Genomic DNA, 14,408 nt, shown 5'->3' with positions numbered 1-14,408 from the left:
TCAGTATTTTTATGGTGTTTTTAGTTGCCAGATGCTCCAGGTTAAGTTGTTCTAATTTTTGTACCATACGTTCTAATTATAGAACCATGCAGAAAAATGTTTGGTTTAGCTTTAAAATTAGGAGTATAAAAGTAAAAAAGTTTTGAAGGGATGATTATGAAAAGAATAAAAATAATTGTTGAGAAGCATTCAGAAGGATATGTGGCTTATCCTCTTGGTTTTAAAGGTGTTGTTGTTGGAGAAGGTAATACATACGAAAAAGCCCTGACAGATGTTAAATCAGCTATAAAGTTTCATATAGAAACTTTTGGAAATGAAGCGTTTGATAAAGAAGAAATTATCGAAACCTTTATTGCAGAAGTGGCTGTATGAAATTTTCAAAAGAGACAACTAAGGCAAAGGTTATAAGAATTCTTGAAAAATCTCCAGAAATTTAACACCTTATAGTATAAATGCAAACTGAAACAAGGTTTATCTATGTATGAGACAATTCTATTAAATCAAAGTCAAATCAGTAGCCTTATGACCATGAATGAAATAATAGAAAGCGTAGAAATTGCATATAAAGTTCATGCAGAGCGAAAAGTCCAGATGCCTGCAAAAAAATATCTGTTCTATAAAAAATTCAAGGGAGATCTTAGGATCATGCCCTGTTTTATCAGAGGTATGGATGAATCAGGAGTAAAAAACGTTAACGTGCATCCGGATAATCCTGAAAAGTTCGGTTTACCCACAGTAATGGCCATAATAGAACTTGTAGATCCTCAAACTGGATTTCCAATTTCTGTAATGGACGGAACATGGATTACAAACATGAGAACCGGCGCTGCAGCAGGAGTTGCCACAAAATACCTGGCAAAAGACAGCTCAGAAATAGTTGGGCTTGTTGGAGCAGGAGTTCAGGCAGCAGTCGGTCTTGAAGCTATAAACGAAGTGATGGACATTAAAGAGGTTAGAGTTTCATGCAGGACATGCCAGACAAGGGAAAACTTCGCCAAAAAAGCGTCTGAAAAATATGGAATTGATGTTAAAGCAGTGAATACAATTAAAGAAGCTGTTAAAGGTGCAGATGTTCTGTTGACCACAACACCTGTGCGTGAACCTGTTGTTAAATCTAAATGGGTTGATGATGGGACTCATATAAACGCAATAGGTGCTGATGCTCCAGGTAAACAGGAACTTGACAGTCATATACTTCAAAAAGCTACTATAATTATTGATTGCTGGGAACAGGCCAGACACAGTGGTGAAATTAACATTCCTGTTCATGAAGGCCTGGTTAGAAGAAGCGATATCCATGGAAAAATTGGAGATGTTATAATTGGCACTGTTCCCGGTCGAACATCAGATGAAGAAATTACAGTATTCGATTCAACTGGACTGGCTGTTCAAGATATTGTTACAGCATGGAATGTTTACAGAAAGGCTCTTAAACAGGACATCGGGCAAAAAATGAATTTTCTGGAATAATGGACTCATTTATTTTCTTTTTATTAATATACAGTTAAATTTATCTGTAAGTGAAACAAAATAATAAAACAGGTGTTTTAATGTTCCAAAATAAAGTTTATAGAAACGAAGTACTGAACAAAATGGGGCATGTTTTCGAACGATTCAGCTTTTTAATGCGGACCAGGTCTTTAAATAAAGAGCAGGTTGAAACCATTGATTATCACCTATCTGAGATAATGAAGGTTTTAAACAAATGCGGTTAACGTTTTGTAAACATCGCAAAAAATTTTGATTTTTGTTTTTATGAACATGTTCGTAAACATCGAAAATTTACTATTTTCGAAAGTTCTACAGGCTCTTTAGTGGGAGGGTAGTTCACCTCTTTTTATATCTAAAAATATACTCTCCTTTTTCAGTATCCTGAGTAATGGACTGTAAAACATATTTACCTTTTAAACCATTGTTTAATAAGTTCCGGAGTTTTCCTGGCGTTTCATCTTCCTCTTCAACCTTAATTCTAATTTCCAATAAAACCTCTCCATTTATAATATTATTTTCAAAGTTTTTAAACCATCCGGTTTATAAATTATTAAATTTCATCTTAAAATCATTTATAAACTGTGGAGTTATTCATATATAATTGCTTTCCTATTTAATGCAAAAAAGAGTGTTAAATTTAACTTAAATTGCAGGAACGGTTGAATTGTATTTTATACTGGTAATGTATATCTGTACAGTGCAATTATCGGGTATTGTTGAAGACATTATGTTGAAATTTAAGGCAGGTATCTCTTTACTTCCCTGCTCAGGATTATTTAATACTCCTGCCTTTGTATACGAATCTTTTAATTCCTTTTGTTTATCTGTTCCTTGAATCCGGTATTTTATATCATTCAGTTTAAAAGTGTCTCCTGTTTCAGTATTAATTCCGTTTACTTTAATCCAGAGTTCTGTATTCTGATTAGAGGGGTTTGTAAATCGTATATTTCCGATATAATCACCATTTCCAAAAGGGAGCGGTAGGATAACTGGACTATTATCTTCTGTATAGGTCATTGAAGCTGCAGTTGAAGGATGTATTGCAACGCTTACGCTTTGAGACGAATGATTAGCATAAACTGGAAATAAAAAGATATTGTTTACCAGAATTAATGCTAATAACCATTTACAAGCCATAGAGACCATTTTATCATCTTAGCTTTTTTTTATCCCTAAAAAAATATTGTAATCACTGTAAAATATAATTGAATACAACAAAATGTGAATATCCTCACATTTCTGTCATATGTAATTTTTTCTATTATGTTGTGTTATTTCCAGATAAAACAATAAAAATTGCAATTAGTATAATATCTTGATTGTGGTCACAGAATTTGAGGGAATGTTTTTATAAATAAACTGTGTAAATTAATTATTGATCTGGTAGGAGAAAATAAATGTTAATTGGTGTTATATCTGATACTCATATCCCTGAAAGGGCTTCAAAAATACCGGAAATGGTTTTTAAAGTATTTGAAAATGTTGACCTGATTTTACATGCTGGTGATCTGGTTTCTTTGAGTATTATGGAAGAACTTGAGCAAATAGCTCCTACTAAATGTTCAGAAGGCAATATGGATAGGGCTTATGGTATTAAATTACCTAAAAGCATTTCTATTGAAATTGAAGGGCTAAAAGTTGGCCTTAATCATGGTGAAGTTTATCCAAGGGGAGATACCCAGCAATTGAAATATATGGCAATGGAAATGGGAGTAGAGGTGCTTATTACAGGCCATACTCACTGGCCGTTTATAAAAGAAGTTGGAGATATACTCATGTTAAATCCAGGTAGTGCCACTGTTCCCAGATTATCTGATCCATCAGTTATGCTTCTGGAACTTGATAACAAAAAAGTAGATGCTCAAATAGTAAAAATTGCTGATTCAACCTGTAAAGCACTTAATTTTAAGCCAAAAAAAGGATTATAGAAAGGAATGTGTATCATGGGAAAAAGATGGGATACAGAAAAAAAGAAAGAGCATTATTATAAAATGGCGAAAAAAGAGAAATATCGCTCCAGGGCGTCTTATAAATTATTACAGCTAAATAAAAAGTTTAGAATTATCAAAGCTCGTGATTATGTGGTGGATCTGGGTGCTGCTCCTGGTGGCTGGTCCCAGGTAGCTCTGGAAATTGTTGGAGAGGAAGGTAAGGTTGTTGCCGTTGATTTACAAAGGATCATGCCTTTTGAAGAGGATAATTTTGTACAGATTACTGGAGATTTTACAAAGAAAGATGTTATTGATAAGATTGAAAGCGAACTTGACCTGAGTGCTGACGTGATTTTATCAGATGCAGCACCTAAATTAACAGGAATAAAGGATATTGACCAGCTAAAATCCATAGATATTGCCGAAAATGTTTTGAAAATATCTGATTCCATTTTGAAAATCGGAGGCAATATGGTTGTCAAGGTTTTTCAAGGGGAAGGATTTGAAGAATACCTTAAAAAAGTTAAAAAAGAGTTTAAGATTGTTAAAACCACCAAACCACCTTCTTCAAAAAAGGGAAGCATGGAAATGTATTTAATAGCCCTGAAAAGATATTGATTTTGAAATAATTTTAGAATTTTAAAGTAAAAGGTTACATAAATTAATAATTAACATGTCCCCTTTTTTTAAGTAATACTATATTTGAAATAATTATTTAAAAACAGGATAGGTAAAATTTATAAATCATAAAAATCAATTTAATATATCATGGGAAACATAGATGAAAAACTTTTCAAAAACTCATTTTATTTCTTGCTTGAAAGTGAATACATACAGAAAGATACACTGATTAGACGTATTAAAGAACTGCCGCGCGAAGAGTTAGAAGATATGGCTCAAAGAGCAATTAGCTTAGCATTACGTGAAAGGGAGGCAAGACAAGCATTGCAGTGCAAGATCAATGAAAGGTTCCATGATACACTTAAAATGGCATTTTAAAGTATTCAATCATTGATCTTCAATCATTGATCTTTTTATTTAAACTCATCCCTGTACTGAATTAAGACTATTTTTTGCTATTTGAAGCTGATTGGCAGCAATACTGATTCTATTATTTACCTCATCTGCAGGAAGGTTTGATGATAAAGCACTTTCTACATCTCCAATTGCAGAATTGGCCTTTACAAGCTCGATCTGTGTATTATAAAGATTATTTTTGGCTTTTTTATCCCCATAACTGTTAACTTTCCTTTTAACCACATCAAACTGGTTACTTAATGAAGAATATTCTGATTTTAATGCAGCAAGCTGATCATAAGCTGAACCACTGTCCACATTTGAAGAAACCTGAGACGATAACCCCTGAATAGCAATATATGTAAAAACACCTACTGTAGCTATTATCATAATTATGCCCAGAAGGGATATTGTCATTGATGTCGCCTTAAATAGATTTAATCTTGATCTCTTCATTTAATCACCGTGGAACTTCTTAATATAAAAAATAATCTAAAAGTTAATTTAATTCTGGTTTCATTGTATATAATAGTTGTAATTTAGTGACATTTTCTGGCATTTAATAGTAAAGAATATTATTATAATTTACAGATATACTTAACGATGGACACCATAACAGAAAAATCAAAAACATCAGTAGCCAAATTTGAGGATTTTTTCTCCACAGAATACAAGGACGCTATCTTTAAAGCGCTTGAAAAGTATCCTGATGAACGATCAGTGGTTGTAGATTACCTTCAACTTGAAATGTTCGACCCTGATCTGGCAGATTTATTAATAGAAAAACCAGAAGAGGTTATAAAAGCTGCGGGGAAGGCTATTAAAAACATTGATACAACACGTAAGAATGCGGATTTAAATGTTAGATTCCAAAATTTAAGTAATATTATTCCATTAAGGGATTTGAGGAGTAAATACATAGGTAAATTTGTTGCAGTGGACGGAATTATCAGGAAAACCAATGAAATTCGTCCAAGAATAATTAATGCAATGTTTGAATGTAGAAGCTGTATGAGACTTCACGAAGTTCCCCAGAAAAGCAACCTGGTTAGCGAACCAGCACTCTGTAATGATTGTGGGGGGAGATCATTTAGATTGCTCCAGGAAGAATCTGAATTTTTAGATACCCAAACAACCAGACTTCAGGAACCTCTGGAGAACTTATCTGGTGGAGAACAACCAAGACAAATTAATGTTGTATTAGAAGACGATTTAGTAGACACTATAACCCCTGGAGATATCATAAGAATAACCGGGACCCTTAAAACTGTTCGTGATGAAAAAACAAAACTCTTTAAAAATTATATTTACTGCAATTACATTGAAGCACTGGAACAGGAATTTGAAGAGCTCCAGATAAGTGAAGAGGATGAGGAAAAAATAAAAGAACTTGCAAAAAATCCTGATGTTTACAATAAAATAATTAACTCCACAGCACCTTCAATTCAAGGTTACAGGGAAGTAAAAGAAGCTATAGCTCTTCAATTGTTTGGAGGAGCTCCCAAAGAGCTCGAGGACAAAACCAGAATAAGAGGAGATATCCACATCCTGATTGTAGGGGATCCAGGGATTGGTAAATCCCAAATGCTTAAATACGTTTCAAAACTGGCCCCACGTGGCATTTACACCAGTGGTAAGGGCACAAGTGGTGTTGGACTGTGTGTAGCTCCTGAAAGCTTAATCTTTACAGAAGAAGGGGCATTTGAAATTGGGGAATTCGCCCGCAAAAACCTCACCAAACCTATTGAATATAAACCAGAGATTTATGTATCAACGCTTAAAAAACCAATTAAAATTCAAACTATTAATTCAACAAAACTATCTTCAAAAGTCTCTGATAAAATCTGGAAACTTAAAGCTCCGGAAAAACTGGTTAAAATAACAACACAAACGAGGAAGGAATTGATTTTAACACCAGAAACAAAAGTGTTAAGCTTTGAAAATGGAGAATTAAGGTGGATGGAAGCTAAAAGATTTGAAGAAAACAACCATGTAGCAACAACAAGAAAATTAGAACACAGAGGACAAAATGTTTTAACACTCGAACTTATCAAAGATATCGATAATGTTGTGGTTTACGGAGCAAAACCCTTAGTAAAAAAATTTATCAAGAAAATTAAGAAAGAAAAAAGCATTAGAGAACTCGCCCAAGAGCTTGGAGTTAATGAAAACCTTCTTTATCATAACTGGACAAATGAAAATGCTCGAGGTAATATTAACTTAAAGATACTCTTAAAACTTAGTAAAAAAACCAGTTACAGTTTGGAAAAGTTAAGTGACAAAATTCAGGGTTTTTCACAATATCATGGACATTCAATAAAGCTTCCTAAATACTTAAATGAGAGATTTTTATACTTCGCAGGCTTAATAGCTGGGGATGGAGATATTAGAATTACACCCCGCGGTGGTTATTCTATAAGGTTTTCAAATAGCAATAAAGAGCTTAGAGAAAAATTCAAATCTATTGTGGGCGAACTTTTCGGGATCGAGCCAGAAGAAAGTTTTCAAAAAGCCGTCGAACACAAGGTGTTCGGGCATTCGAAATCAGAGCCCTCAAACACAGAGTGTTTGGGGCCCTCGGAAATTCTACGAATTTCCGGGGCATCGAAAATCAAAGATTTTCGAAGGCCCCAAAATCGAAGATTTTGTGGGATTTCGAAAGAAAGAGTGCCAAGTATTAGGTTCCATTCAAAGATCATCGCACATATTTTAAACAGACTCGGTATTCCCGAATCCCCCAAATCTAATAGACTCGATATTAGTGAGATCATATTTTCTCTTCCAGATAAAGAACTTGCAGCATTTATAAGGGGATTATTCGATTCCGACGGAACAGTTGTCATAAGTGATAATGGTTCCTCGTCCATTGAGTTTTACACGGCAAGTGAAAAATTAGCTAAAAAACTCCAACTTGCACTTCTAAGATTTGGAATAATAGCACATTTAAGAAAGAGAGGAGTTAAAGGAGAAATTACAGAGATAAGAGGAAAAAAGGTTATAAAGAGGAATGATCAGTATGTCATCCGAATTTCTGGAGAAACAACAGAAAAGTTTGGCATGCTAATTGGATTTGAACATCCGAAGAAGAAAAATAAACTCCAGGAATTATTAAGTAAAAGAAGGAAACAGAAGATAGACACAAATATAGATGTAATCCCTGGAATTGGAGAAACTATAAAAGAAATAAGAAGTTTCTATGGAATAAGCGTTAAAGGAACATATGGGTCAAATTTTGGACATTTAGTTGAAAAAGGAGATGCTATTTCAAGAAAATCCCTTCAAAAAGTTATTGGAAACCTAAAATCAAAAGCTTCAATTGAAAATATCAAAATAGAGATACCTGATGAGATTAGATCAGGAATTGGGAAACTTTCGAGTCATGAAGAGCTCAAATTAAACAAAATGGCATTTTATGACTATTTCAGAAGAAAAGGAAGGAACACAAAAGTACCGTTTAACATCCTTGTTGAACCCGCCGAACACGAAGCCTGCAAAATCTCTGATTTTGTGGCATCAAAAGCGAAGCTTTTGAAAGCCGTCAAACACGAAGTGTTTGGGCCAACAAATCTTCGATTTGTGGCCGAGGAAATACATTTCCCCCGGCATTCAAAATCGGAGATTTTGAAAGTTACAAAAAGAATAAAAGATAAAAAAGTGCGTGCATCGCTTGCTTTGATTTTAAGTGAGTTACAAGCTCAAGAAGAGACAATTAGAGAAAAACTTCAATACCTTGAAAGCTTGGCTTATTCTGACATTTTATTTGAAAAGATAAAGAAAGTTGAAATCATCAACTCGCCATATAACTATGTTTATGATCTAACAGTCGAAAAATCTCATAGTTTCATAGCAAATGGGATAGTGGTCCATAACACAGCAGCAGCTGTTAAAGACGATCTGGGGGGATGGTCACTTGAAGCAGGTGCACTGGTCTTAGGAGATCGTGGAAACGTCTGTGTAGACGAGCTGGACAAAATGAGGTCTGAAGACAGGTCTGCTATACATGAGGCACTTGAGCAGCAGACAATAAGCATAGCAAAGGCCGGAATAATGGCTACATTAAATTCCAGGTGCGCCATGCTTGCAGCTGCAAACCCCAAGTTTGGGAGATTCGACCGTTATAAATCCATCGCAGAACAGATAAATCTACCGGCCCCTATTCTCTCCCGGTTTGATCTGATCTTCATTGTCGAGGATAAACCAAATGCTGAGAGAGATAAAAAACTTGCAGGACACATCTTAAACATTCATAAAAATACTTCTATTCCTTTTGAGATTGATCCTGAACTTTTAAGGAAGTATATCGCTTATGCAAGGAAACAGACTCATCCACAGCTTACGCAGGGTGCTATCGAAGTCCTTCAAGAGTTTTATGTGGGAATGAGGGGGAGTGCAGAAGATGATGATTCTCCAGTTCCAATTACAGCACGTCAGCTGGAAGCTTTAGTGCGTTTATCTGAAGCAAACTGTAAAATACGCTTAGGAAAAGAAGTTACTGCTGAAGATGCAAAAAGGGCCATCAGACTGCAACAGGAATGTATGAAGCAGGTTGGCATGGATCCTGAAACAGGTAAAGTTGATATAGACAAAGTTGAAGGACGTACACCAAAATCAGAACGAGATAAAGCTCGGGTTCTCCTGGATATCATTAAAGAATTAAGTGATGAATATGGGGGCAGAGTTCCAGTCAGCATATTAACTGGTGAAATGTCAGACCGGTACAATGTAAGTGAAGATAAAGTTATGGAGATAATTAACAAATTAAAGCAGCAAGGGCTGATATTTGAGCCTCAAGCAGGTTATCTGAAAACTGTGTAATTGAAATTCAACCATTAATTTTTTATGTTATAAAAGACATATATTAAATATCTCTAATTTTAAAAATTATTTTAAGATTACTGAATTCCCTCGAAAACAAAGCCGTCGAAAATCCCACAAAATCGAAGATTGAGGGATTTTGACAGTTTTCGGGCAATTTTTTTGGGAGGTTAAAAATATGAGCGATTATGATAAATTGTTAGATAGGGCTATAGACCAGTTACCACAAAAGGTTCTTGAAACCAAAAGATTTAATGTACCCCGTGCTTATTCTGTAATTCAGGGAAATAGAACCATAATACAGAATTTCAAAGAAATTGCAGAAGCATTAAACAGAGACTCACAGCATCTTCTCAAGTTTTTATTAAGAGAATTAGGCACTGCAGGAAATTTAGAAGGGAGCAGAGCCATTATGCAGGGTAAGTTCACCCATTATCTCATAAACGACAGAATAGATGATTATGTGAAAAGATTCATCATGTGCCATGAGTGTAACAGGCCAGATACACGAATAGTTAGAGAAGACCGTATATTTTTGTTAAAATGCGAAGCTTGTGGTGCAAAAGCTCCACTAAAGACCCTGTAAATAGATTTTTTTTATTTATCCTTTTTTAATAAATTCCCTGATGATCGATTATGTTTTGTCCAAAATGCGGAGAAACTGACCAGGAAATTATAAACGGCGTCTGCAAGTCATGTTTTTTAAAAGAGCTGATTTTAGCACGTATTCCGGATGAAATAGAAATTACTGTATGTGCCCACTGTGAATCACAGCTTGTTAGTGGTAAATGGTATGAATTAGAATTGTCCGATGAAGAAATTATTCTAAACACCATAAATAAACATATAACTTTAAATAAATATGCTGAAATGACTGAAATTAACGTGGAAACTCTATCCGCACGAGGATCAATCATTGAATGCATTGTTCACCTCAAAGCTGATGTTTTGGGTCAGACAATTCTGCAGGACTACAAAATTAATGTCAAGATAATAAGAACGGTATGTCCGCAGTGCAGTAAATTTGCATCAGGATACTATGAAGCAGTAATCCAGTTTAGAGCTGACAACCGAGTTCCTGATGAAGAAGAAGCTGCGGTGATAGATGCTCTGATTTCAGAAAACATCGATAAATTTTCCAGAAAAAACAGGATGGCCTACATTTCCAAGCGTGCTGTGCTTAAAGAAGGAATAGACTATTACGTTGGTTCTTACAAGGTTGCAAAACGATTGGCAAGCACTTTAAAGGATCGTTTTGGGGGTGTAATAAAAGAATCACCCCGACTGATGGGGAGAGATAAATCAACAGGTAAAGACCTGCATAGAATCTGGATTTCGCTTAGAATACCTTATTTTAGAATTAATGACTTTATTAAATATGGAAACTCATTAGGGCAAGTACTTGGTATTGACGGTAAAAAAGTTATCTTTAAAGATCTGGATTCTTTAAGCAATATATCTGTGCAGTGGAGAGATTACAGTAAAATAGAAACTGTTGCTTTGAAAGAAGATATTAAAGAAAGTACTGTAACTGCAAAAACTCCAGATTCAATACAGGTTCTGCATCCTGATTCTTATGAACCTGTAGACATTAAAATTAATGAAGAAACTGCAGATATTCCAGTCGGGTCAGTGGTATCAGTAATTGTAATTGACAGTGATATTCATATTGTGGGGAATTTTCAAAATATTTAAATTGTATTAAGATATAAGTTTAATATGATTTAAATAACATAAATTATCTGATTCTTTAAATTAGATAAAATATACTAATTTTAGATAATTTACGGTGATATGATGGACATAAATACTAAAATAGACATGATAGAAAGTGGAACGCTTGAAATAATATCCCACGATGAACTTAAAGAAAAACTCCAGAAAGATTCTCCTGTAGCTTATATAGGCTATGAACCTTCAGGTAAAGTTCATCTTGGACATGCTATCACCGTTAAAAAAATGATAGACCTCCAAAAAGCAGGTTTTAAGATTAAAATCCTTTTAGCAGACTTTCACGCCTATTTAAATGGAAAAGGAACTCTTGAAGAAATTAGAGAAATCTCAGACCATATGAAAAAATGTTTCCTTGCATTTGGTCTAAATGAAGAGACTGAATTTATTTCAGGGTCTTCTTTCCAGACTGCAGACAATTATACCCTTAAAGTATATGAACTTGCACTTTCAACAACACTTGCACGTGCAAGAAGAAGTATGGCCCAGATAACAAGGCATAAAGAAGATCATAAAGTTGCAGAAGTCATATATCCGATTATGCAGGTTGTTGACATGCTATTTTTGGATACAGACGTTGCAGTTGGTGGAATGGAGCAGCGAAAAATCCACATGCTTGCCAGAGAAAATTTATCCAGAATCGGATTTTCAGCACCGGTTATGATCCATACACCCCTTCTTCATGGGACTGATGGCAGTGAAAAGATGTCTTCAAGCAAAGAAAATTTCATAGCCATTGATGACTCTCCAGAATCCATTAAAAAGAAAATAAAGAACAGTTTCTGCCCTAAAGGCTTGATTGAAGGAAATCCAATCATAGAAATAGCAAAACACTTCATATATGATAAGTATGATACAATGTTAATTGAAAGACCGCCTAAATTTGGAGGAAATCTTGAACTAACCTATGGTGAGCTTTTAGAATCATACAGTCATGGTGAATTACATCCATTAGACCTTAAAAATGCTGTAACCAGAGATATAATTAAAATATTAAAGCCAGTACGGAAATATCTTGAAAATGAAATTACAGAATAATTAACAAAATTTATGAAATATACAGGTGATTTAGTGAAATATGAAATGAGGATACCTCCTGGAGTTTCAGGGCAAATACTTGCTGAAATACTGGAAAAACATGAGTTAGAAGTGAAACAAACTGATTACGGGCCAGTGCTTTACGGTGAAAAAGAACAGCTTGAAGACGCACAGGACATAATAATAAGGGCCTTAAATGAAAGAATTAAAGAGTTAGAAAATAAAAAATAACTCTTTAGGGTCCTATATTTTTTTAACTATAATTTTTTTTTTTGAATGTGTTGGCTGAGAATATTTCCAACCAAGTAAGTTTTATAGTCTTTATGAATCGAAAGTATTAAATATTAGTTCCTTTCAATCGATATGTAGCAATAATCGTGTCGGGGAAGGGCTATGAATGATGTAAGAAAAATTTTAGTCATAACAATCTTTTTTGTGATATTTGTAATGTTTATGGGGACAGTATCTGCTGCTAACTGGACTGTTAATCCTGGAAATAGTATTCAAGCAGCTGTAAACAATGCTTCTTCGAATGATACCATTATTGTAAACGATGACAATGGAACTGATTATACATATATAGAAAATATTGTTATAAATAAAAAGCTTACTTTAACAGGAGCTTCTGGAAGAAATGTGACTGTAAAAGCTTTGGATCCTAACCTTCCAGTTTTTAGAATAAATATTAATGGAAGCGGTTCGGTTATACAGAATTTCATTATAACTGGAGCTACAGGCTTTGATTGTTCAAGCATCTACATTGATAATTCTAATAATAATGTAATTTTAGGAAATATAATTCATAATAACTGTAGGGGTATTCTCATTAATCATGGTTCTAATAACATTATTTCAGATAGTAATATAAAGCATAATCAATGGGATGGTGTCAAAATTCGGGATGGTGTTAATAACACAGTTTATGGCAACACAATATCCCACAATATGGTTGGATTATATGTTTATGGTTTCTATGCAGCAAATATTAGCTTTAATAATATTATTCAGAATGATTGGGGACTTTATATTGAAGAGGGAATAGTAAATGCGCAGAATAACTGGTGGGGTTCAAATAATCCAACAGAATCCTGGAATAGCCCCACTGATATCTATATAGATTATGGGATAGTGAATTATGATCCATGGCTGGTTTTAAAAGTAAATGCCACACCTAGCACTGTTTCAAACCAAAATTCCACTATAACAGCTGATTTAACTCATAATAATCAAGGTGGAGACACTTCTTCTCAGGGCCATATTCCGGATAATATTCCAGTGAATTTTGCTACTAACTTAGGAACTATTACTGGTACAGCGTGCACACGTAATGGTAAAGCTAATGCAGCATTTAACCGTGGAACGTCCATTTCAGGTATTGCAAATATTACAGCCACTTTAGCTAATCAATTAATGCAAACAAATGTAACCCTTGAAAATATTGATACAACAGCACCAATAGTAACTGTAAATCCTGCAGGTGGAGTTTACAACACTGCACCAGTTGTAACTTTAACTGTAATGGATGATTTTGACCCTAATCCTGTAATTTATTACACTGTTAACGGTAGTGATCCCACAACTTCAAGCACAAGGTATGTAAGCCCTATAAACATCCCCACTACCACTATTTTGAAGTTAATGGCTGTGGACTCTGCTGGTAACCAGGCACAGGTTCAAACCATAAATTACACAATTAATCTTCCAATAATCAATATAAATACTAATAAAACGTATTCACGAATCCAGGATGCTATAGATGATAATTTAACTTTAAATGGTCATATTATTGAGGTTAAGAACGGAACCTACACTGAAAACATTATTATAAATAAACAACTTATTTTAAGACCTGTTTTTGGTGTGAATGTAACTATTCAAACTGTAAATTCGTCAAAACCAGTTATTACTATTACTTCTGGTGGTAGTGGTTCAACAATTCAGGGTTTTACATTGATTTGTGCAACCAGTTCACATGGTATTAATTTGAATGATGCTAATAACTGCACTGTCAATGGGAATACTATAACAAACAGTTGGGATGCAATCCGTCTAGACTATTCAAACAACAACATAATAACTGGAAATACCATAACAAACATTGCTGCAACTGGTATTTACCTCTGGCACTCAAACAACAACACACTAATTGGAAACACAATAACAAATAATCCTTACGGAATATGGCTTTATTATTCAAATAATAATACCATCCAGAGTAATACAGTGACAAACATTGATCATTATGGAATTGCCCTCACAAGTTCAAATAATAACACAATCCAAAATAACAAAATAACAAATAATAGTTGGATGGGAATTGAATTAAGCCATTCAAATGATAACACAATCCAAAACAACAATATAACAGATAATACTTGGTATGGA

At 34.3% G+C, this 14,408-nt stretch carries 14 protein-coding genes and 3 pseudogenes; 14 read left to right on the top strand and 3 right to left on the bottom strand.

The genetic code is table 11. The features are described 5' to 3' along the window. Positions 1 to 156: 156 nt before the first annotated feature. The 3 genes from PQ963_07700 to PQ963_07690 all read left to right on the top strand — a co-directional run bounded on the left by PQ963_07700 (position 157) and on the right by PQ963_07690 (position 1,715). Positions 157 to 372, top strand: coding sequence for a hypothetical protein (locus PQ963_07700; protein ID MEN4029543.1), 216 nt, complete (start codon positions 157 to 159; stop codon positions 370 to 372). A gap of 105 nt (positions 373 to 477) precedes the next feature. Beyond that, positions 478 to 1,470 carry an alanine dehydrogenase gene (ala, locus tag PQ963_07695; protein ID MEN4029542.1) on the top strand — a complete coding sequence of 331 codons (993 nt, stop codon included), beginning with the start codon at positions 478 to 480 and terminating at the stop codon, positions 1,468 to 1,470. Between the two features lie 80 nt (positions 1,471 to 1,550). Continuing rightward, positions 1,551 to 1,715, top strand: a complete 165-nt coding sequence (locus PQ963_07690) for a hypothetical protein (protein ID MEN4029541.1) — start codon at positions 1,551 to 1,553, stop codon at positions 1,713 to 1,715. 112 nt (positions 1,716 to 1,827) lie between these two features. Here the strand turns inward: PQ963_07690 and PQ963_07685 are convergent, their stop codons facing one another. Further along, a complete protein-coding gene (locus tag PQ963_07685) occupies positions 1,828 to 1,980 on the bottom strand; it encodes a hypothetical protein (protein ID MEN4029540.1) in 153 nt (50 codons plus the stop codon). A 153-nt stretch (positions 1,981 to 2,133) separates the two neighbouring features. Then, a complete protein-coding gene (locus tag PQ963_07680; GenBank protein ID MEN4029539.1) occupies positions 2,134 to 2,637 on the bottom strand; it encodes a hypothetical protein in 504 nt (167 codons plus the stop codon). Positions 2,638 to 2,888: 251 nt separating this feature from the next. Between PQ963_07680 and PQ963_07675 the strand changes: the two genes are divergently transcribed. From PQ963_07675 to PQ963_07665, 3 genes are all read left to right on the top strand, one after another. Further along, positions 2,889 to 3,419 (top strand): metallophosphoesterase, encoded by a 531-nt coding sequence (locus PQ963_07675; GenBank protein ID MEN4029538.1) that lies wholly within the window; start codon positions 2,889 to 2,891, stop codon positions 3,417 to 3,419. A 15-nt stretch (positions 3,420 to 3,434) separates the two neighbouring features. Beyond that, positions 3,435 to 4,040 (top strand): RlmE family RNA methyltransferase, encoded by a 606-nt coding sequence (locus tag PQ963_07670; protein ID MEN4029537.1) that lies wholly within the window; start codon positions 3,435 to 3,437, stop codon positions 4,038 to 4,040. Positions 4,041 to 4,190: 150 nt separating this feature from the next. Continuing rightward, positions 4,191 to 4,421: a hypothetical protein gene (locus tag PQ963_07665; protein MEN4029536.1), complete on the top strand. Its 231-nt coding sequence runs from the start codon at positions 4,191 to 4,193 to the stop codon at positions 4,419 to 4,421. 45 nt (positions 4,422 to 4,466) lie between these two features. Here the strand turns inward: PQ963_07665 and PQ963_07660 are convergent, their stop codons facing one another. After that, entirely contained in the window at positions 4,467 to 4,895 is a 429-nt protein-coding gene (locus tag PQ963_07660; GenBank protein ID MEN4029535.1) for a hypothetical protein, read from the bottom strand. Positions 4,896 to 5,042: 147 nt separating this feature from the next. Between PQ963_07660 and PQ963_07655 the strand changes: the two are divergent. From PQ963_07655 to PQ963_07620, 8 genes and pseudogenes are all read left to right on the top strand, one after another. Beyond that, a pseudogene (locus PQ963_07655) lies at positions 5,043 to 6,098 on the top strand (minichromosome maintenance protein MCM). Further along, positions 6,096 to 8,305, top strand: a pseudogene (locus tag PQ963_07650) (LAGLIDADG family homing endonuclease). Before PQ963_07655 ends, PQ963_07650 begins: the two co-directional pseudogenes overlap by 3 nt. Positions 8,306 to 8,309: 4 nt before the next feature. Then, a pseudogene (locus PQ963_07645) lies at positions 8,310 to 9,254 on the top strand (minichromosome maintenance protein MCM). A 178-nt stretch (positions 9,255 to 9,432) separates the two neighbouring features. Then, entirely contained in the window at positions 9,433 to 9,840 is a 408-nt protein-coding gene (locus PQ963_07640) for a translation initiation factor IF-2 subunit beta (protein ID MEN4029534.1), read from the top strand. Between the two features lie 50 nt (positions 9,841 to 9,890). Then, entirely contained in the window at positions 9,891 to 10,949 is a 1,059-nt protein-coding gene (locus PQ963_07635) for a 60S ribosomal export protein NMD3 (protein MEN4029533.1), read from the top strand. Between the two features lie 102 nt (positions 10,950 to 11,051). Then, the gene (locus PQ963_07630; protein ID MEN4029532.1) at positions 11,052 to 12,023 is read left to right on the top strand and encodes a tyrosine--tRNA ligase; all 972 of its coding nucleotides are present in this window, start codon (positions 11,052 to 11,054) and stop codon (positions 12,021 to 12,023) included. 33 nt (positions 12,024 to 12,056) lie between these two features. Beyond that, positions 12,057 to 12,254: a hypothetical protein gene (locus PQ963_07625; protein MEN4029531.1), complete on the top strand. Its 198-nt coding sequence runs from the start codon at positions 12,057 to 12,059 to the stop codon at positions 12,252 to 12,254. Positions 12,255 to 12,416: 162 nt separating this feature from the next. Then, positions 12,417 to 14,408, top strand: a 1,992-nt coding sequence (locus PQ963_07620; protein ID MEN4029530.1) for a NosD domain-containing protein, incomplete at its 3' end; no start/stop codon positions are given.

The sequence above is a fragment of the Methanobacterium sp. genome, assembly GCA_039666455.1.
Taxonomy (GTDB): domain Archaea; phylum Methanobacteriota; class Methanobacteria; order Methanobacteriales; family Methanobacteriaceae; genus Methanobacterium_D.
The sequence above is the reverse complement of the archived record's forward strand: the minus strand, read 5'-3'. Positions and strand labels throughout refer to the sequence as shown.